This window comes from Mycobacterium asiaticum (assembly GCF_001673315.1).
Taxonomy (GTDB): domain Bacteria; phylum Actinomycetota; class Actinomycetes; order Mycobacteriales; family Mycobacteriaceae; genus Mycobacterium; species Mycobacterium asiaticum_B.
Genome location: NZ_LZLQ01000154.1, coordinates 38,493 through 57,893, shown reverse-complemented (window position 1 = coordinate 57,893; position 19,401 = coordinate 38,493). Strand labels below are relative to the sequence as shown.

Below are 19,401 nucleotides of genomic sequence, written 5' to 3'. Positions count from 1 at the left end.
CGTCAGGCGGAGGTGGAGCCCCAGGCCGGGCCTTCAGCGGCGGGGACGGGGGCGACCTCGGCCGCCGGCTGGGTCGTCAGGTCGGGAACATCGCCGCCCGCGTCGGCCACGATGGTGGCGGCTTCGCCGCGGGCCAGTCCGACGGTCGCGATGATCACGACCGCAACCGCGGCGACCAGCACGATCCACTCGGGGCCGTCGGCCACCAGCGTCTCCCCCAGCACCGTGATTCCCAGGATCGTGGCCACGGTCGGCTTGGCTACGGTCATCGTCGGCAACGACGCGGTCAGCGCACCGGCCCGGAAGGCCGACTGCTGGAAGATCATCCCGCACAACATCATGATCAGCCACGGAATGAACTCAGGCGCGGTCAGCGCAGCCCCGAGCCCCTGCAGGTGCAGCACGTCGACGACGCCTTTGGTCAGGACCGCGAACAACGCCAGCGACGATCCCGCGGTCAATGCCAGCAGCACAGCCGCAGCCGGGCGACCGTGCAGCACCTTCGCCGCGACCACGCACGAGACCAGCAGCGGAACCATCACGGCAGCCACGATGATCCAGGTGCTCAACGGCGCCCGGTCATGACCGGCCGTCGGGTCGCCGACGATGATGACCACGGCCAGGGAGGCGGCCAGCGTGACAGCCCAGAGCCACTCCGACCGGGTCGTCTTGTGGTGGGCAAGACGTGCATAGATCGGCAGCGCGAACAACAGCGCGGTCACCTGCAAAGCAGTGACCAGCATCACCGACGCCCACACCAGCGCTACCGCCTGCAGGCTGTAGTTGAGGATCGCGCACATGCCGCCCAGCCACCACCGGCTGTCCCGCAAGGACATGCCGAACAGCTTGAGGTGCCCGACGTTCTCGTCGGTGATCTCGTGCGCCGAGCGCTGCCTGATCACGTCGCCGGTCGCCGACGCGAGCGCCGCGAACAGCGCGATTATTCCGGCGATCCCAACCATTGACATGGCGACCCTCAATTCCACACTTGGCTACCAGCAGTCCCCCGGCCGGTCGCTAGTAGTTCATCGAATACTTTATGGCCCTCTATACGCTCTGGACAGTGATTTAGGCTGCTCGTCGCTCTCCTAGACTCGCTCATCGGGCTGAGTGCCACCCAGGTCCAGCTATGGAGCAGCTGTGAAAGGCCATCTCGCAGCGGCGGCGCTGGCCATCAACGTCCTTCGTAACGGTACCCGCGCCCGCGGATCGGCTATCGGGCGCAACCCAACAGGAATGCTTTCGTTACCGCCATCACAAGGTCGGGATCCGGCACTCGTGCGGAACGCACACTCGGTCGACCCGTCGCGTGTTGGAATGCGTGTTGGAATGCGTGTTGGAACCTGTGTTGGAACCCGTGTCGAAAAGGCATCGGCGAAAGGTGGCCGCGCACGGCTGCCCGAACTGCTTCAATGTCTGTGGAAAATCGGTTTCGCCAACCTGAGTACGGTCGGCGTCCGGATGGGTGCCGCTTCGCGCGGCAGGGGCGCGGGAATTGCACCGCGCGACGGCAAAAGGGTAGGTGACGAGCAATGACGGGCGGCGACGACTTCACAGGTCCGGCGGCTGAACCAGGGTCGGGGCAATCGGGACCAGTTCCAGGGCCGCGTCCCGGACCGAGGCCGGGACCTCGACCGGCGCCACGACCCGGTGCGTCGGTCGCCCACCCGCTGCCCGTCCCCCCACGCAACGATCCGCACCGGTTCGGACGGGTAGACGACGACGGCACGGTGTGGCTGATCAGTTCGTCTGGCGAACGCGTCATCGGTTCATGGCAGGCCGGTGACCCCGAAGCCGCATTCGCGCACTTCGGCCGACGGTTCGAGGATTTGAGCACCGAGGTCGCCCTGATGGAAGAGCGACTGATCTCGGGCACCGGTGACCCCCGCAAGATCCGGGCCAACGCCGCCGCGCTGGCCGAGACGGTGCCGACGGCCGCGGTGCTGGGCGATGTCGACGCGATCGCGAGCCGACTGGCCGACATCCAGGCACGCATCGACGTCTACGTCGTCGCCAACCGTTCCCGGCGCGAAGAGCACCGAGCCGCTCAGACCGCCCGCAAGGAAGCGTTGGCGGCCGAGGCCGAGGACCTGGCGGCCAATTCCACTCAATGGAAGATCGCCGGTGACCGGCTGCGGGCGATCCTCGACGAGTGGAAGACGATCAACGGGCTGGACCGCAAGGTCGACGATGCCTTGTGGAAGCGCTACTCCACAGCACGTGAGACCTTCAACCGCCGGCGCGGCTCGCACTTCGCGGAGTTGGACCGAGAGCGACTGGGTGTGCGGCAGTCCAAGGAGCGGCTGTGTGAGCGTGCGGAGGCGCTGTCCGATTCGACCGACTGGGGGTCCACCAGTGCGGAATTTCGCCGCCTGCTGACCGAGTGGAAGGCCGCAGGGCGGGCCAGCAAGGACGTCGACGACGCGTTGTGGCGTCGCTTCAAGGCCGCCCAGGACGCGTTCTTCTCGGCGCGCAATGCCGTCAATGCCGAGAAGGATGCCGAGTTGCGCGCCAACGCGGCATCGAAGGAAGCGCTGCTGGCAGAAGCGGAGAAGCTGGACACCAGCAACCACGACGCCGCCCGGGCCGCGCTGCGCGCGATCGCTGACAAGTGGGATGCGATCGGAAAGGTGCCGCGGGAGCGCTCCGCGGAACTGGAGCGGCGACTGCGTGCGGTCGAGAAGAAGGTGCGCGACGCCGGCGAGTCCGACTGGGCCGACCCGCAGGCGCAGGCCCGCGCGGAGCAGTTCCGGGCCCGCGCCGAGCAGTTCGAACAGCAGGCCGCGAAGGCGGCAGCGGCCGGCAGAACCAAGGAAGCCGACGAGGCCAAGGCCAACGCCGCGCAATGGCGTCAGTGGGCCGACGCCGCCGCGCAGGCCCTGACCCGCAGGTCCTAGCTGTCCGCCGCCCGCTGCGGTTGGCCGCCGCTGTCCGGTTCGTCCGGGTTGTCCCGCAGGTTGTCCAGCAGGGTTTTGGCCTGGTCCTGCGCGACCACGCGACGGCGCTGCTCCTCCGCGGCGAGTTGCACGATGGTGCGCTGCCAGACCACCCGCGCCCAGTGGAACGTCAGCATGATCACCGCGATCCACGACACGATCAGCCCGATGCCCGGACCGGGATGGCCCGGCGGGACGGTCTGACGCGACCACACCGCAAGTAGTCCGGTACCGCTGGCCAGCGCGCAGCCGGCCAGCGCTACCCAGGCCACCGCCCAACGCCGCGTCAGCAGCGCCAGTACGGAGAATGTGACGCCGAATACCAGCGTCAGCCAGGTGAAAACGTGCGAGGGCAACGCCACCGCGGCCGCGTCGGCACCTCGACCACCAAACAGCACATCCCAGCCGCGCACGCTGCCGGTGTGCGGCAGGATGAACGATCCCAACAGCACGAATACCAGCACCGCGACCACCAAAGCCCTTGCGCCAGGCTCGATCTCACGCGCGACGCGGCGTTCCGCCGCCTCGATTTCAGACCGGTAGGCGTCGAAATTCCCCACGTCTACTTCTCCAATCCCAGCCATTTACCGGGCTGCTCCACACCCGGCCGGTTCGGCCGGCGCGACGGGCCGCCCGACAGCGGGCATACCCAAGCCGACGCCACCGGGGCGGAGGCCCGCGGCGTGGGCGTCGCCAGCACGGGTGCGGCGATGGCTGAGGATGCCCGCGTCAGCGATCAAGTGGTGCGGCGCGGCGTCGGTGATCTGTGCGGTGATGATGTCGCCCGGTCGTACCTGCTGGTCACCTGCTGCGAAATGCACCAGTCGGCCGTCGCGGGCGCGACCACTCATCCGCGCGGTGCGCGTGTCTTTGCGGCCTTCACCGGTGGCGACGAGCAGTTCGACCGTCTGGCCGATCAATCCAGTGTTGTGCTCCAGCGAAATCCGCTCCTGCAACTCGACGAGACGCTCGTAGCGCTCCTGCACGACGGCCTTCGGCAGTTGGTCGGGAAGGGCGGCGGCGGGTGTGCCGGGACGCTTGGAGTACTGGAAGGTGAACGCGGCGGCGAACCGCGCCTGCCGAACCACATCGAGCGTTGCGGCGAAGTCCTCTTCGGTCTCACCAGGGAACCCGACAATCACATCGGTGGTGATGGCGGCATGCGGCATGGCCGCCCGGACCCGCTCGATGATGCCCAGATAGCGCTCGGCGCGGTAAGACCGCCGCATCGCCCGCAGAATCCGGTCCGAGCCGGATTGCAGCGGCATGTGTAGCGCGGGACAGACGTTGGGCGTCTCTGCCATCGCCTCGATGACGTCGTCGGTGAACTCCGCTGGATGTGGCGAGGTGAAGCGGACCCGCTCCAATCCGTCGATTCCGCCGCAGGCACGCAGCAGTTCGGCGAAGGCGCCGCGATTGCGGGGTATCGCCGGGTCGGCGAAGGAAACGCCGTAGGCATTGACGTTCTGGCCCAGCAGGGTGACTTCGAGTACGCCGGTGTCCACCAACGACCGCACCTCGGCCAAGATGTCGTCCGGGCTGCGGTCCACCTCCTTGCCCCGCAGCGCGGGGACAATGCAGAACGTGCAGCTGTTGTTGCAGCCCACCGCGATGGAAACCCATGCCGCATAAGCTGATTCGCGGGAGCTGGGCAGTGACGAGGGGAATTCCTGAAGCGCCTCGGCGATCTCCACCTGTGCGACGTTGTTGTGCCGGGCCCGCTCCAGCAGCGTAGGTAGTGACCCGATGTTGTGGGTGCCGAAAACCACGTCGACCCACGGCGCCTTGCGCAGCACGGTGTCGCGGTCCTTCTGGGCCAGGCAGCCGCCCACGGCGATCTGCATGTCGGGGTTACCGCGTTTGCGGGGCGCCAAGTGGCTGAGGTTGCCGTACAGCTTGTTGTCGGCGTTCTCGCGGACGGCACAGGTGTTGAAGACGACGACGTCGGCGTCGGCCCCGTCGGCCGCGCGCTGGTAGCCGGCGGCTTCGAGCAGGCCCGCGAGCCGTTCGGAGTCGTGCACGTTCATCTGGCAGCCGTAGGTGCGGACCTGATAGGTACGCACCGGACCCGCTGCTGCGTCGCTTGCAGCCCGGCCTTCTGGCGCCACCGTCGAAGTCACGGGGCCATGGTACGGCGACCGGGATCTGCGGGATGAATCCGCAGCTCGTCAGGCGTCCGACTAGACGCGTCGGCGTTGCCGCTCGGCGGCCAGCTCGGCGAAGACCACCTCGCACGCCACCGCCTGGCTGTACCCGCGACGGGCCAACATCCCGATCAGGCGGCGCCCTACTTTGGTGTCGTCCTCGCTGAGCACCTCCCGCCGCAATTTGGTCCGCACGAGCTGCTCGGCTCGGTCCCGTTCGGCACCGGCGTCGATGTCGGCGAGCACCGCGGTGATCACCTCGTTGTCGACACCCTTGGTGTGCAATTCGGCGGCCAGCGCGCGCCGACTCTTACCGGTGTTCGCACGCCTCGACCGCACCCACTGTTCGGCGAAATCGGTGTCGTCCACCAAGCCCACCGTGGCCAGCCGATCCAGTACCCGGTTGCTGACGTCGTCGGGGTAACCCCGCTTGGTCAGCTGTGCGGCCAGTTCAGCCCGGGTGCGTGCTCTCGCGGTGAGCAGGCGCAGGCACAGTGCCCGCGCCTGCTCGTCGCGACGCCCAGACTCAGAAGTCGACGGGGGCGGGCAGGACGCTGTCATCGGTCACCACTGCGCCAATGCCGAGCTTTTCCTTGATCTTCTTCTCGATCTCGTTGGCAATGTCGGCGTTCTCCGTCAGGAAGTTGCGGGCATTCTCCTTGCCCTGACCGAGCTGCTCACCCTCATAGGTGAACCAGGAGCCGGACTTGCGGATGAAGCCCTGGTCGACACCCATATCGATCAGCGAGCCTTCCCGACTGATGCCCTTGCCGTAGAGGATGTCGAACTCGGCCTGCTTGAACGGCGGCGACACCTTGTTCTTGACGACCTTGACCCGGGTGCGGTTGCCGACCGCATTGGTGCCGTCCTTGAGTGTCTCGATCCGGCGCACGTCCATGCGCACCGACGCGTAGAACTTCAAGGCCTTACCACCCGTGGTGGTCTCGGGGCTGCCGAACATCACCCCGATCTTCTCCCGCAACTGGTTGATGAAGATCGCTGTGGTGCCCGAATTATTCAGCGCGCCAGTCATTTTCCGCAGCGCCTGACTCATCAGCCGGGCCTGCAGCCCGACGTGGCTGTCACCCATCTCGCCTTCGAGCTCCGCGCGCGGCACCAGCGCTGCCACCGAGTCGATGACGACGATGTCCAGCGCGCCCGAGCGGATCAGCATGTCGGCGATCTCGAGTGCCTGTTCACCGGTGTCCGGCTGGCTGACCAGCAGCGAATCGGTATCGACACCGAGTTTCTTGGCATAATCCGGATCCAGCGCGTGCTCGGCGTCGATGAACGCCGCGACGCCGCCCGCAGCCTGTGCGTTGGCCACCGCATGCAGCGCCACGGTGGTCTTACCCGAGGACTCCGGACCATAGATCTCGATGACCCGGCCACGAGGCAGGCCACCGATGCCCAGGGCGACGTCCAGCGCGATGGACCCGGTCGGGATGACTGAAATCGGCTGGCGTACCTCGTCTCCGAGGCGCATCACCGAGCCTTTGCCGTAACTCTTCTCGATCTGGGCCATCGCCAGTTCGAGTGCCTTCTCGCGGTCAGGGGCTTGAGCCATGATGCTTCTCCTGTAGTCGGTGTTCGGTGACCGGTGTTGGTCGGTTGGCCGTGACACTAGGCGCGGGGTCTGACAAGTCGAGGTCTCCGAATGCTCACCACAGTAGCCGAACACCTGTTCGACTCCCGGCCGACACGCCGGTGTGGCAACATATCCGGATCGACATCTCCGTGGAGCTCGCCGAAGTTGCCTCGTACGGGGGCTTTTTCGCTCTCACGGTGAGCGGAGATCCGACCGGGTGGCATCCCGTTGCCGGGTCCTACGCCGACGGATTCGCCGGCCTCGTCGAGGCCACCGTCACCCGGTACCGCACCGAACTGCGGGTCGGCGCCTCCCTGGTGCACCTCGGCCACGCCGCCCGGCTGTGGTCACCCGTGCTCGCCTGCGTGCTGGCTCACGGCGTCATCCCGGACCTGACCGAGTTGCAACGTGCCGACGACAACGCCCAGTTACGGCTGCCCGAACCCACCGGCGAGCCCGTCGCAGCCACCGCCGAGGTGTTGTATCGCGTAGTCGTGTGCGAGCACATGGAGCGGTTGGCCGCCGGCCTGCCGGCCGACCTGGCACCCGGGCTGCTCTACGGCAACATCGCGTCCGCGCTGGTAGGCACTTCGCGGATGCTGTTGGTAGCGCGGCCGGAACTGCGCGCACAGATTACGGCGCTGACCACCGAATTACTGGGCACCGGTCAGCTCGTCGGCACCGGCCTCCTCACCGGCGCGGACCTCGGCTTCCGACGCAACAGCTGTTGCCTCTTCTATCGCGTCCCGGGCGGCGGAAAGTGCGGCGACTGCGCGCTATAGCACGTTGACTCTGCGCGAGCGGCTCGTTGACTCTGCGCGAGCGGCTCGTTGACTCTGCGCGAGCGGCGCGAAATTCCGGGAAATCTGCGCCCTCAACGCAGAGTCAACGCGCCTGGGTGACTCACCACTGCTCGCGCGGCACGTCGAAGTCCATGCACAGCGCACGCCACACGTCGCGGGGTTCGACGCCGTCCTCGATCGCTTGCGCGGCGGTGCGACCGTCGAAGCCCGACAACACGTGGTCGACCAGCACAGACGCGCCGTACGCTGCGCCGAACCGCAACGTGACCCGCTCGTGGAACTCCGTCAGCCGCACGGCAGCAACATACCCAGCGCGCCACTCAGCTCAATCAAGCGCTTCGTGGCATACCCGCACCGGGTCGGCCACCCCGGCGATGCTGGCCGCCGCCTGCTCGGCGGCCGCCCGGTAATTCGGCGAGGACAGCACATCACCGGCCGCCTCCACCAGAGCGTCGGCGGCCAACGGGCGGATCAGTCGCCCGCTGCCCTGACGGACCAGCCGATTGGCCATCTCCCACTGATCCCCGCCACCGGGCACCACCACCATGGGCACGCTCGCGAGCAGCGTCTTGGCCACCATTCCATGACCGCCGCCGGCGATCACCAGATCGGCGTGCTTGAGCAACTCATCCTGACGGCCCAGTCCCGCCACCGCCCATGGCGGTACCGAAAGATCCTCGCCGCCGAGCCACGACACCACCAGCCGCGAACCCGTGGGCAGCGTCTCCCCCGGTATCAGGCTTTCCAACGCGAGCTGTGCCAGCCCGACCGTGCCGGTATAGGCCGTGGACGGTGCTATCACCACCACCGGCCCGGCACCGGGCGGGATCTCCAGCACTCGTTCGGTGGGCTCGAAGTGCAGAGGTCCGACCACGACGGCCTCGGTGGGCCAGTCCGGCCGGGGCACTTCCAGGGCGGGCAGGGTGGCGATCAGCCGTCGCGCCGGCCCCGGATCGCGCTCCGGCAAGCCGATTTCAACCCGGACCTCCGCACGCTGGCGTCGGCCCGCCCGCACCGATCGTGCGGTCAGCGCGCGCATCACCGAGTCCCGCAGCTTTCCTCGCAGTCCCGTTCCAGGCGCGAGACCGCTGCCGATCGGCGGCAGCCCTTTGGACGGCAGGTACAGCGGATGGGGGCACAGTTCGACCCATGGGATCCCGAGTAGCTCGGCGGCCATGCCGCCGCCGGAGGTGATGACGTCAGACACCACCAGATCCGGTGCCAGGTCGCGCAGGGCCGGCGCGATGAGCACCGCCATCCGCCCGGCCCGCCGGTGAATTCTGGCACCGGCGTCGAGGTCCTCGTCGGTGGCCTTGAGCCCGTCCAGTTCGACCGCGTCAACCCCGACGCTGCGGGCGGCGTCCAGCCATTCCACACCGGTGAACAGGGTGGGCTTGTCGCCGGCCGCAAGGAAGCGTCGGCACAGGGCTATCGCGGGGAACGAGTGGCCGGGGTCGGGGCCGGCTACCACCGCGACGCGCATCGGCCCTACCCTGCCACAGCTGCGCTCGCCTACGCTGGCGACCATGACCGAGCTGACTCAGACGACAACCAGTGACAACATCCGCACGGTCGAGGGATTCTTGTATGCGCTGCAGGACGAGGATTTCGAAGCTGCGGATGCCGCTTTGCACGACGACCTGGTCTACGAGAACTTCGGGTACTCGAGGATCCGCGGCGGACGCAAGGTGACCAAGCTGTTCCGCAAAATGGAAGGCCGGATCGGCTTCGAGGTGAAATTCCACCGGGTGGCCGCCGACGGCAACGCGGTGCTCACCGAACGGACCGACGCACTGATCTTCGGCCCGCTACGCCTGCAGTTCTGGGTTTGCGGGATCTTCGAAGTTCAGGACGGGAAGATCATCTTGTGGCGCGACTACTTCGACATGTTCGACTTCCTCAAGGCGACCGGACGTGGCCTTGCCGGAGTCGTGATCCCGTCGCTGCGCCCGACGATGTAGCCGACTTGCGTCCGACGACGTAGCCGACTTCGCCCGACGACGTAGCCGACTTGAGCCCTACTGAACTTCAATGTGCCTTTCGAAGGCCGCCGAGTTCGTCGAACGCCTGCGCCCAGCCAAGCAGCCGGTCGGTCGCGCCGGTGAGCTCGTCGCGGTACCGCTGTTGCGCGAGCACGGTTACCCCGCCGGCGGTGTCTCCGTTGACCGAGGAGACCAGATGCGCGGCGGCGGTGACCATTTCGTTGTACTGACGAACTCCGGCGCCCAACTGGGCGGTATAGGCATTGATGGTCGGCACCAGATACTGTCGCGATGACTCCGAACCGTGCGCTGCCCGTTCCATCGACACCACTTCGGCAGCGGTGGCCGACATTGCCGCCGAGGTCCGCTTCGCGGCGTTCGTCAGCTCGCTGATCTCGTCGGCCGGCAGTATTGCGCTGCGCTCGATCACTCCCAGGAGCGAGAAGAAACCGCGCTCGGAGGCTCCCAGCGCGTACATCGCCGGACGCGCGGCCGAACCGAGTGGTGGCAGCCGGCGCGAGACAGCCGGCCGTTGCGACGGCAGTGGTTCGGATTTGAGCCAGTAGTACCGGAAGAACAGCAGCGTCGCCGGGATGACCATGACGACCGCGACGGCGCCGGTGATCTGCAGCAGCAACGCGAACCAGCCCCATGCCGCCAAGACCGCCGTCACCAGCGCCCAGAAAACGACACCAGCGGTGAAGATCCAGGCCCAGCGCAACGCGCGTCGGCGCCGACGCAACTGGCGCGCCCGCGGATCGGCGGCGGCACTGATCTTGTCGACTACCAGACCCGACAGGTCGACGACGGTGTCAAAGCCGCGCTGCCACAGAGCCCGTAGGGGCCCGCGCCGATTTGATCGCACCGCCATCAGGTCGCCCTGCTACTGACCGAACGGCTTCTCGGGTACCGCCCCGCCGGTCTCGGCGCCCGGTGTCGCCGGAGTGGCTCCGGGCGTCCCTGCGCCCCCAGCCGGGAGGGCATCGCCGCGCATCGACGCCCGGATCTGCTCGAGCCGCGAATGCCCAGCCATCTGGACTCCGGCCTGCTCGACCTCGAGCATGCGACCCTGCACCGAACTCTGCGCAAGTTCGGCCGATCCGATCGCGTTGGCGTAGCGCCGTTCGATCTTGTCGCGCACCTCGTCGAGGCTGGGCGTGTTGCCGGGGGCGGCGAGCTCGCTCATCGAGCGCAGCGACGCACTGACCTGCTCCTGCATCTTGGCCTGCTCGAGCTGGCTGAGCAGCTTGGTGCGCTCGGCGATCTTCTGCTGCAACACCATCGCGTTGCGTTCGACGGCCTTCTTCGCCTGGCCGGCCGCTTGCAGGGCCTGGTCGTGCAGCCCCTTGAGGTCCTCGACGCTTTGCTCGGCAGTCACCAGTTGCGCGGCGAACGCCTCGGCGGCGTTGTTGTACTCGGTCGCCTTGGCAGCGTCGCCGTTCGCGACGGCCTGGTCCGCCAACGTCAGCGCCTGACGCACGTTGACCTGCAACTTCTCGATGTCGGCGAGCTGCCGGTTCAGCCGCATCTCCAGCTGGCGCTGGTTTCCGATCACCTGTGCGGCCTGCTGGGTCAGCGCTTGATGGGTGCGCTGGGCTTCTTCGATGGCCTGCTGGATCTGCACTTTCGGGTCGGCGTGTTCGTCAATCTTGGAGTTGAACAGCGCCATGAGGTACTTCCACGCTTTGACGAACGGATTGGCCATCAGTTAGCTCCGCCTTCGCTTCTTCTTGTCTGCCGGATGGGCGTGAATGCTTACCCTTGCAGCTCAATTTAGTGGGTCAACGCCGATCGCCCCACCCATGGTGCATATCTAGTGAACGCCCAAGCTCACGCAACCGCCAACGAGGCCACCGGAGGGATGACGACCTTGGTGCTGGCGTCGATGGTCGCGCCGGTCGGCGACACCGCGTAGCCGGCGCGCTCCTCGCGGGCCAGCCGCTCACCGGCGTCGATGAGTACCTGCGACAAAGGCACCGCAAGGGCGTCACAGATCGCATTGAGCAGTTCGCTCGAGGGTTCCTTGCGGCCGCGCTCGACCTCCGACAAGTACCCGAGGCTCACCCGCGCCGAATCGGACACCTCACGCAGTGTCCGGCCCTGCGATGTCCGGGTCCCCCGCAGCACGTCGCCAACGACCTCGCGCACTAATGACGCCATCGTGCTCTCCTCTGTCCGGTCATCTCACCAAAAAAGCATCAGACGTTAGGTCAACGCCGTCGGCGGCCGCGATGGTTCCCCGACGGTCAAGCTGCGCGCTTCGCCCGTCGTATCTCCCGGACCGTAGAGGCCACATAGTCGATGCCGGTGACAACCGTGAGCACGATCGCCAGCACCATCACGATCTGTGCCACGGTATTCAGCACCCCGGACAGGGGCAGCACGAACAAACCGATCGCCACGGCCTGGGTCAGCGTCTTGAGCTTGCCGCCCCAGCTTGCCGGGATGACGCCGCGGCGAATCACGGCCAGCCGCAACACCGTGATCGCGACCTCGCGGGTCATGATCAAAATGGTGACCCACCAGGGCAGTTCGCCGAGCATCGACAGGCCGATCAGGGCCGCGCCGATCAGGGTCTTGTCGGCGATCGGATCGATGAACGCGCCGAATTCGGTTGCCATGCCGTAGTTGCGGGCCAGCTGCCCGTCGAACCGGTCAGTGATGCAAGCGACCGCGAAAATTGCCCACGCCACGATGCGCGCCGTGGTGTGATGACCGTCGCCGTAGAACAAGGCGAACAGGAAAATCGGGACCAGCAACAGCCGTAGCAGCGTGAGAACATTAGCCAGATTCGCTATCCGGACAGCGCTTGGCAACTGACCGGTTTCCGGCTGCCCCGACACGGCAACAGAATAGCGGTTGACCAGCTCAAGCGAACCCCGACGTCGATACTGTGGCGACGTGACCGAAAGTCCTGGGGGTTGCCGGCCGCTGGTAAGGCGGGCGCGCACATCCGACGTTCCTGCGATCAAGCAGCTCGTCGACACCTACGCCGGACGAATTCTGCTGGAAAAGAATCTGGTGACGCTCTACGAGGCGATCCAGGAATTCTGGGTCGCCGAGCAGGAGGGCCGGGTGGTGGGTTGTGGCGCGCTGCACGTGCTGTGGTCCGACCTCGGCGAAATCCGCACAGTGGCCGTGGATCCGGGGATGACCGGCCACGGGATCGGGCACGCGATCGTCAACCAGCTGCTCGAGGTGGCCCGCGAGCTGCAGCTCAAGCGGCTGTTCGTGTTGACCTTCGAAACGGAGTTCTTCGGCAGACACGGGTTCACCGAGATCGAGGGCACGCCGGTGACGGCCGAGGTGTTCGAGGAGATGTGCCGCTCCTACGACCTCGGTGTCGCCGAGTTTCTGGATCTGAGCTACGTCAAGCCCAACATTCTGGGCAATTCGCGGATGCTGCTGGTGCTGTAACTGCGCCAGCTGGGGCGCCTCCCGCTCGCGAGCAGACGCAGAATCGCACGAAACGGCACGTTTCAGTGCGATTCTGCGTCTGCTCGGCCTTACTCGTCCGGGTCGCCGCCGTCCGCGTTGGCGCCGCCCCGGATCAGAGCCAGGGTGCCCGCCAGTTCCTCGGGCTTGACCAGCACCTCACGCGCCTTGGAGCCTTCGCTGGGACCGACGATGCCGCGGGTCTCCATCAGGTCCATCAGCCGCCCGGCCTTGGCGAATCCGACCCGCAACTTGCGCTGCAGCATCGAGGTCGACCCGAACTGGCTGGACACCACCAGCTCCACGGCCTGCAGGAAGACGTCCATGTCGTCGCCGATGTCCGGGTCGACGTCGGTGCGCTCTCCGGTGGGTTTGGCGGCGGTGACGCCTTCGGTGTACTCCGGTTCCGCCTGGTCCTTGCAGGCGGCGACGACGGCCTGAATTTCCTCGTCGGTGATGTATGCGCCCTGCAACCGGATCGGTTTACCCGCCCCCATCGGCAGGAAGAGGCCGTCGCCCATGCCGATCAGCTTCTCCGCGCCGGCTTGGTCCAGGATCACCCGGCTGTCGGTCAGCGACGACGTCGCGAAGGCGAGCCGCGACGGCACGTTTGTCTTGATCAGGCCGGTCACCACGTCCACGGACGGGCGCTGGGTGGCCAGCACCAGGTGGATACCGGCCGCGCGGGCCTTCTGGGTGATCCGCACGATGGCGTCCTCGACGTCGCGCGGCGCGGTCATCATCAGGTCGGCCAGCTCGTCGACGATCGCCAGGACGTAGGGGTAGGGCCGGTACACCCGTTGGCTGCCCAGCGGGGTGGTGATCTCACCGGAGCGGACCTTGGCGTTGAAGTCGTCGATGTGACGCACCCGGGACGCCTGCATGTCCTGGTAGCGCTGCTCCATCTCCTCGACCAGCCACGCCAACGCCGCCGCGGCCTTCTTGGGCTGGGTGATGATCGGGGTGATCAGGTGCGGGATGCCTTCGTAGGGCGTCAGTTCCACCATCTTCGGGTCGATCAGGATCATCCTGACCTCTTCCGGAGTGGCGCGGGTCAGCAGCGACACCAGCATCGAGTTGACGAAGCTGGACTTGCCCGAACCGGTGGAGCCGGCAACCAGCAGGTGCGGCATCTTGGCCAGGTTGGCGGAGATGAAATCGCCTTCGATGTCCTTGCCCAACCCGATGACCAGCGGATGATGGTCACGACGGGTCGAGGGTGCGGTGAGCACGTCGGCGAGCCGGACCATTTCGCGGTCGGTGTTGGGCACCTCGATGCCGACGGCGGACTTGCCGGGGATCGGGGCGAGCATGCGCACGCTCTCGGTGGCCACCGCATAGGCGATGTTCCTCTGCAGCGCGGTGATCTTCTCCACTTTGACCCCGGGCCCGAGTTCAACCTCGTAGCGGGTCACCGTGGGCCCGCGGGTGCAACCGGTGACGGCCGCGTCGACCTTGAACTGAGTCAGTACCTCGCCGATCGCGGACGCCATGTGGGTGTTGGCGGCGCTGCGCTTCTTGGGCGGGTCGCCCGCGACCAGCAGATCGAGCGACGGCAGCGCATACGGGCCTTCGACGACCCGGTCCAGCGGCGCTGTGTCGAGCTTCTTCGCGGCGCGGCGACGCGAGCGCGGCTCCGGGATGGTCGGCGCCTCGTCCTCGATGGGGTCCGCCGGTGCGTCGGCTTGTGCCGTCGGCCATGCCTTCGGCACATCGTCGATCGACTGGTCGTAGTAGCCGTCGGAAAAGTCGTCGGCCGGTGTGACTTCGACGGTGTCAGCGTCGTCACCCGCGAAGTCGTCGTATTCGTCCTGATCTTCCAGATCTTCCTGATCGTCGTAGTCGCGGTGGAAGATCCCGGTGTCGAACATGCTGCGAACGGCGTCAGGCACCTCCCGGATGGTGATGCCGGTCAGCAGCAATACTCCGAACAGGCCGCCGATGAACAGCAGCGGGGCCGCGATCCAGGCGGTCAGGCCGTCGGACAGCGGGCCACCGATGGCGAAGCCGATGAATCCCGCCGCCCGGCGGCGCAATTCGGGGTCTTCCGGGGAGCCGGACCACAGATGACGCAAACCGAGGAATGACAGCACGATCAAACTGGCGCCCAAGATCAGTCGCGGACGTGCCTCGGGGTTGGGCTCCGTGCGCATCAGAATGATCGCTACAGCGGCACTGACCAGCGGAATCAGCACGACGGCAGCACCGATGAACAACCGCAGGCCGGCATCGACCCAGGCCCCCACCGGGCGGGCCGCGTCGAACCAGCAACTCGCGGCCACAATCACCGCGACGCCCAGCAGCATCAGGGCAATACCGTCGCGGCGATGGCCGGCCTCGATGTGCCGGGCCTGGCCGATTGACCGGGCGGCCCGTCCCGTACCTCTGGCGGCCACCAACCAGCCCGCGCGTGCCGCCCGGCCGCAGGTGCCGCCGGCCAGCACCAGCAGCGATCGCCGGCGTCGTGTGGCGGGCCTGCTGGCCCGCTTGACGGGCCGGGCCGGGGGCTTTCTGGGGTTCCGCGACCCCCCTGCCGAGCGCCCCGCGGCTTGACCACTTCGGGTCCCGGCCCGCGACGTGGTCTTGGAAGCTTGCCCAGTAGCTTGCCGAGACCTACTCGTGCGGGTTCCGGATCCGGTTGTGGTCTTACTGGCCATGGCCGCAAGCCTAGTCGCACAAACAACAACTGCACCATCCGCCACACTGGTAACGGCCCCTTCATCGCTCCGTGTCCTGAGCGATATGAGTAGGGTGACAACCGAATCCCAGTGCCGTCAGGAGGCCCAGCATGCCCGTCGTCGTCGTCGCCACACTGACCGTCAAGCCAGAATCGGTCGACACCGTTCGCGACATCCTGACCACCGCCGTCGAAGAAGTGCACCGTGAGCCGGGGTGCCAGCTTTATTCGCTGCACCAGTCGGGCGAGACCTTCGTGTTCGTCGAGCAGTGGGCCGACGAAGAAGCACTCAAGGCGCACAGCACGGCGCCCGCGGTCGCCAAGATGTTCACCGCCGCCGGCGAGCACTTGGCCGGGGCCCCCGACATCAAGATGCTGCAACCGGTTCCTGCGGGCGATGCGGACTTGGGCCAAATCCGAGCCCCGATCCGGTCCTGATGACTCGACCGCTGGAAGGCCAGGTCGCCTTCATCACCGGCGCCGCCCGCGGTCAGGGGCGTGCCCACGCGGTCCGATTGGCCGCCGACGGCGCGGACGTGATCGCAATCGACTTGTGCGGTCAGATCGACAGCGTGGCGTACCCGCTGGGCAGCGCCGAAGACCTGGCCACCACCGTCAAGCTCGTCGAGGACACCGGGGCGCGCATCGTGGCCAGACAGGCCGACGTGCGTGACCGGGCGTCGTTGGCGACGGCGCTGGATGCGGGCCTGGAGGAATTCGGCAGGCTGGACATCGTGGTGGCCAACGCCGGCATCGCACCTATGCAATCCGGCCCGGACGGCTGGCGCGACGTCATCGACGTCAATCTCACCGGGGTCTATCACACCGTGGACGTCGCGATCCCGACCATGATCGAGCAAGGCACCGGTGGATCGATCGTGCTGATCAGTTCGGCCGCAGGCCTGGCCGGTTTCGGTACCGCTGACGCGGGCTCCATCGGCTACGCCGCCGCCAAACACGGGCTGGTGGGGTTGGTCCGGTTATACGCGAATCTGCTTGCACCACACAATATCCGGGTCAACTCGGTGCACCCCTCCGGGGTCAACACCCCGATGGTCAACAACGAAGTCAACCGGAAGTGGCTGGCCGAGATGTTCGCCGAAGGAGGTGCGGCCGCAGGCGGAGGCAACGCGCTGCCGGTGCAGATCCTGCAGGCCGATGACATCGCCAACGCCGTGGCCTGGCTAGTGTCCGACCAAGCTCGCTACATCACCGGTGTCACCCTGCCGGTCGATGCGGGTTGTGTGAACAAGCGGTAGGCATGGCGCGAAACCCCGCGGCACGCACCGCATTTGGCCCGATGCTGTTGGCCGCCGTGGAGCAGAACGAGCCGCCCGATCGTAGGTTGGTCGACGACGATCTGGCCGAACTCTTTCTGCCGGCACCGCTGCGTTGGCTCGCGGCCGCCACCCAGGTGCGGGCAATCCGGCGGGCGCTGATCGGCGCATCGGAGCTCACCGGCCGCGGTCTGTGGGCGAATCTGGCCTGCCGCAAGCGCTTTATCGGCGACAAGCTCGCCGAGGCCGCCGACCAGATCGACGCCGTGGTGATCCTCGGTGCCGGGTTGGACACCCGCGCCTATCAGCTGAACCGGCGGATCCGCCGGCCGGTCTTCGAGGTGGATCTGCCGGTCAACGTCGCCCGCAAGGCCAAGACCGTCCGTCGTGTGCTGGGCGAGCTGCCCCTCTCGGTTCGGTTGGTGGCGTTGAACTTTGAGCAGGATGACCTGTTGACCGCGCTGGCCGAACACGGCTACCGCACCGACTACCGGGTATTCCTCATCTGGGAGGGCGTCACCCAGTACCTCACCGAGGACGCGGTCCGCACCACACTGGACGGGCTACGGCCGACCGCGCCCGGCAGTCATATGGTGTTCAGTTACGTCCGTCGGGACTTCATCGACGGCACAAACCTTTACGGCAGTCGCACACTGTATCGCTCGGTGCGAAAACGACAGCAGTTATGGCACTTCGGCATTCAGCCCGAGGAGATCGCGTCGTTCCTGGAAGAGTACGGCTGGCGGCTGATCGAACAGGTCGGGCCGGACGACCTCGTTGCGCGCTATGTCGGGCCCACCGGGCGCAAACTCAGCGCATCCCAGATCGAATGGTCGGCCTACGCCGAGAAGGTCTAGAGCCCGCCCGGGGTGACCGTCAGACCTCTAGCACGGTCGGCACGATCATCGGCTGCCGGCGGAAGGTCTCGCCCACCCATTTGCCGACGGTGCGCCGCACGCCCTGGGCGATCCGGATCGGATCGGTGACGTGGTTGGCGGCCAACTCTTCCAGCTCGGCCTCCACCTTGCGTACGACGGGTTCCAGCGCTTTGGGGTCTTCGGAGAAACCGCGGGAATGAAGGTGCGGCGGTGCGACCGGCTTGCCGGTGCCCCGCTGCACCACGACGGTCACCGCGACGAAGCCCGACGACAGAATGAGCCGCTCCCCCAAGGTGATATCGCCGACGTCGCCGGTGATCAGCCCGTCGACGAACATCTTGCCGACGGGTACCGCGCCGGCGATGCTGGCCTTGCCGGCGACCAGGTCGACGCTGACACCGTTCTCTGCCACCAGGATCGCGTCCTCGGGAACGCCGGTGCTGGCGGCCAGCTTGGCGTTGGCCCGTAGGTGTCGCCAGGTCCCGTGCACCGGCATGACATGCCGCGGGCGCACGCCGTTGTACAGGAACAGCAACTCGCCCGCATAGGCATGGCCCGAAACATGCACCCGGGCTTGCGCATTGGTGACGACGCGGGTCCCGATCTTGGCCAGCGCATCGATAACTCCGTAGACAGCCTCCTCGTTGCCGGGGATCAGCGACGAGGACAGCACGATGAGGTCGCCCGCGGTCAGCGTGATGCTGCGATGCTCACCGCGCGACATGCGTGACAACGCCGCCATCGGCTCGCCCTGCGTGCCGGTGGTGACCAGCACCACCTGATCGGGGGGCAGCATCTCGGCAGCGGCGATGTCGACCACGTCCGTATCGGCGACCTTCAGAAAACCGAGGTCGCGCGCAATGCTCATGTTGCGCACCATCGAACGCCCGACGAACGATACCCGTCGGCCCAACGCCACTGCGGCGTCGATGATCTGCTGCACGCGGTCGACGTTGGAGGCGAAACACGCAACGATCACCCGCCCGTCGGCGCCGCGGATCAACCGGTGCAACGTCGGGCCGATCTCACTCTCGGACGGCCCCACACCGGGATGCTCGGCGTTGGTCGAGTCGCACAGGAACAGATCCACTCCGGCGTCGCCGAGCCGGGACATGCCCGGCAGGTCGGTGGGGCGGCCGTCGAGCGGCAATTGGTCGAGTTTGATGTCGCCGGTGTGCAGGACGGTGCCCGCCCCGGTGTAAACGGCGATGGCCAGCGCGTCCGGGATGGAGTGGTTGACGGCGAAGTACTCGCATTCGAAGACCCCGTGCCTGCTGCTCTGCCCCTCTTTGACTTCGACGAACACCGGCTTGATGCGGTGTTCGCGGCATTTGGCGGCAACCAGCGCCAAAGTGAACTTGGAACCGACCACCGGAATGTCGGGACGCAGCTTCAGCAGGAACGGGATCGCCCCGATGTGGTCCTCGTGGGCGTGGGTGAGCACTAGCGCCTCGATGTCGTCGAGACGGTCCTCGATGTGGCGGATGTCGGGCAGGATGAGGTCGACGCCGGGCTCATCGTGGGTGGGGAACATCACGCCGCAGTCGATGATGAGCAGCCGGCCCAGATGCTCGAAAACCGTCATATTGCGCCCGATTTCGCTGATCCCGCCCAGCGCGGTGACGCGTAAGCCGCCCGCGGTCAGGGGACCTGGTGGGGCAAGCTCCTCGTTCACTGGTGA

General features: G+C 66.9%; 21 protein-coding genes. 7 read left to right on the top strand and 14 right to left on the bottom strand.

Going from position 1 to position 19,401, the window contains the following annotated elements; all coding sequences use genetic code 11:
* Positions 1-2 precede the first annotated feature (2 nt).
* A complete protein-coding gene (locus A5636_RS25040; protein ID WP_065161354.1) occupies positions 3-968 on the bottom strand; it encodes a DMT family transporter in 966 nt (321 codons plus the stop codon).
* Positions 969-1,551: 583 nt separating this feature from the next.
* A complete protein-coding gene (locus tag A5636_RS27675; protein WP_301336749.1) occupies positions 1,552-1,686 on the bottom strand; it encodes a hypothetical protein in 135 nt (44 codons plus the stop codon).
* Between the two features lie 44 nt (positions 1,687-1,730).
* On the opposite strand from A5636_RS27675, the gene A5636_RS25035 reads away from it, so the two are divergent.
* Complete coding sequence (locus A5636_RS25035; RefSeq protein ID WP_437339862.1) at positions 1,731-2,897, top strand: DUF349 domain-containing protein; 1,167 nt, start codon at positions 1,731-1,733, stop codon at positions 2,895-2,897.
* Here A5636_RS25035 and A5636_RS25030 read toward each other — a convergent pair.
* Genes A5636_RS25030 through recA form a run of 4 tightly spaced genes read right to left on the bottom strand, consistent with a single transcriptional unit; the run spans position 2,894 to position 6,647 of the window.
* A complete protein-coding gene (locus A5636_RS25030) occupies positions 2,894-3,520 on the bottom strand; it encodes an Rv2732c family membrane protein (RefSeq protein WP_065161337.1) in 627 nt (208 codons plus the stop codon). The two genes, A5636_RS25035 and A5636_RS25030, sit on opposite strands and share 4 nt — an antisense overlap.
* Complete coding sequence (gene miaB, locus A5636_RS25025) at positions 3,521-5,056, bottom strand: tRNA (N6-isopentenyl adenosine(37)-C2)-methylthiotransferase MiaB (RefSeq protein WP_065161336.1); 1,536 nt, start codon at positions 5,054-5,056, stop codon at positions 3,521-3,523.
* A 60-nt stretch (positions 5,057-5,116) separates the two neighbouring features.
* On the bottom strand, positions 5,117-5,641 hold the full coding sequence (gene recX / locus A5636_RS25020; RefSeq protein WP_065161335.1) for a recombination regulator RecX: 525 nt from the start codon (positions 5,639-5,641) through the stop codon (positions 5,117-5,119).
* Positions 5,607-6,647, bottom strand: coding sequence for a recombinase RecA (gene recA / locus A5636_RS25015; RefSeq protein WP_065161334.1), 1,041 nt, complete (start codon positions 6,645-6,647; stop codon positions 5,607-5,609). Before recA ends, recX begins: the two co-directional genes overlap by 35 nt.
* 218 nt (positions 6,648-6,865) lie before the next feature.
* On the opposite strand from recA, the gene A5636_RS25010 reads away from it, so the two are divergent.
* Positions 6,866-7,450 carry a (2Fe-2S)-binding protein gene (locus tag A5636_RS25010; RefSeq protein ID WP_253900692.1) on the top strand — a complete coding sequence of 195 codons (585 nt, stop codon included), beginning with the start codon at positions 6,866-6,868 and terminating at the stop codon, positions 7,448-7,450.
* Between the two features lie 121 nt (positions 7,451-7,571).
* Here the strand turns inward: A5636_RS25010 and A5636_RS25005 are convergent, their stop codons facing one another.
* Positions 7,572-7,766, bottom strand: coding sequence for a DUF3046 domain-containing protein (locus tag A5636_RS25005; RefSeq protein ID WP_065161333.1), 195 nt, complete (start codon positions 7,764-7,766; stop codon positions 7,572-7,574).
* Positions 7,767-7,796: 30 nt separating this feature from the next.
* Complete coding sequence (locus tag A5636_RS25000) at positions 7,797-8,954, bottom strand: glycosyltransferase (RefSeq protein WP_065161332.1); 1,158 nt, start codon at positions 8,952-8,954, stop codon at positions 7,797-7,799.
* Positions 8,955-8,997: 43 nt separating this feature from the next.
* On the opposite strand from A5636_RS25000, the gene A5636_RS24995 reads away from it, so the two are divergent.
* Positions 8,998-9,432, top strand: a complete 435-nt coding sequence (locus A5636_RS24995; RefSeq protein ID WP_065161331.1) for a limonene-1,2-epoxide hydrolase family protein — start codon at positions 8,998-9,000, stop codon at positions 9,430-9,432.
* Between the two features lie 67 nt (positions 9,433-9,499).
* Here A5636_RS24995 and pspM read toward each other — a convergent pair whose 3' ends face one another.
* The 4 genes from pspM to pgsA form a co-directional block, all read right to left on the bottom strand.
* Positions 9,500-10,324 carry a phage shock envelope stress response protein PspM gene (gene pspM / locus A5636_RS24990; protein WP_065161330.1) on the bottom strand — a complete coding sequence of 275 codons (825 nt, stop codon included), beginning with the start codon at positions 10,322-10,324 and terminating at the stop codon, positions 9,500-9,502.
* A 12-nt stretch (positions 10,325-10,336) separates the two neighbouring features.
* Positions 10,337-11,158 carry a phage shock protein PspA gene (gene pspA, locus A5636_RS24985; RefSeq protein WP_065161329.1) on the bottom strand — a complete coding sequence of 274 codons (822 nt, stop codon included), beginning with the start codon at positions 11,156-11,158 and terminating at the stop codon, positions 10,337-10,339.
* A gap of 125 nt (positions 11,159-11,283) precedes the next feature.
* On the bottom strand, positions 11,284-11,613 hold the full coding sequence (gene clgR / locus A5636_RS24980; protein WP_065161328.1) for a transcriptional regulator ClgR: 330 nt from the start codon (positions 11,611-11,613) through the stop codon (positions 11,284-11,286).
* Positions 11,614-11,699: 86 nt separating this feature from the next.
* The gene (pgsA, locus tag A5636_RS24975; RefSeq protein WP_065161327.1) at positions 11,700-12,296 is read right to left on the bottom strand and encodes a CDP-diacylglycerol--glycerol-3-phosphate 3-phosphatidyltransferase; all 597 of its coding nucleotides are present in this window, start codon (positions 12,294-12,296) and stop codon (positions 11,700-11,702) included.
* 58 nt (positions 12,297-12,354) lie between these two features.
* On the opposite strand from pgsA, the gene A5636_RS24970 reads away from it, so the two are divergent.
* Positions 12,355-12,870, top strand: coding sequence for an amino-acid N-acetyltransferase (locus A5636_RS24970; RefSeq protein ID WP_065161326.1), 516 nt, complete (start codon positions 12,355-12,357; stop codon positions 12,868-12,870).
* Between the two features lie 89 nt (positions 12,871-12,959).
* Here A5636_RS24970 and A5636_RS24965 read toward each other — a convergent pair whose 3' ends face one another.
* On the bottom strand, positions 12,960-15,545 hold the full coding sequence (locus tag A5636_RS24965) for an FtsK/SpoIIIE family DNA translocase (RefSeq protein WP_081287989.1): 2,586 nt from the start codon (positions 15,543-15,545) through the stop codon (positions 12,960-12,962).
* Positions 15,546-15,676: 131 nt separating this feature from the next.
* Here A5636_RS24965 and A5636_RS24960 point away from each other — a divergent pair, with 131 nt between their 5' ends.
* Genes A5636_RS24960 through A5636_RS24950 form a run of 3 tightly spaced genes read left to right on the top strand, consistent with a single transcriptional unit; the run spans position 15,677 to position 17,699 of the window.
* Positions 15,677-16,003, top strand: a complete 327-nt coding sequence (locus A5636_RS24960) for a putative quinol monooxygenase (RefSeq protein ID WP_065161325.1) — start codon at positions 15,677-15,679, stop codon at positions 16,001-16,003.
* Positions 16,000-16,824: a mycofactocin-coupled SDR family oxidoreductase gene (locus tag A5636_RS24955; RefSeq protein WP_155763998.1), complete on the top strand. Its 825-nt coding sequence runs from the start codon at positions 16,000-16,002 to the stop codon at positions 16,822-16,824. Before A5636_RS24960 ends, A5636_RS24955 begins: the two co-directional genes overlap by 4 nt.
* A 2-nt stretch (positions 16,825-16,826) precedes the next feature.
* Entirely contained in the window at positions 16,827-17,699 is an 873-nt protein-coding gene (locus tag A5636_RS24950) for an SAM-dependent methyltransferase (RefSeq protein ID WP_065161323.1), read from the top strand.
* A gap of 19 nt (positions 17,700-17,718) precedes the next feature.
* On the opposite strand, the gene A5636_RS24945 is transcribed toward A5636_RS24950, so the two are convergent.
* Positions 17,719-19,395, bottom strand: a complete 1,677-nt coding sequence (locus A5636_RS24945) for a ribonuclease J (RefSeq protein WP_065161322.1) — start codon at positions 19,393-19,395, stop codon at positions 17,719-17,721.
* Between the last annotated feature and the right edge of the window lie 6 nt (positions 19,396-19,401).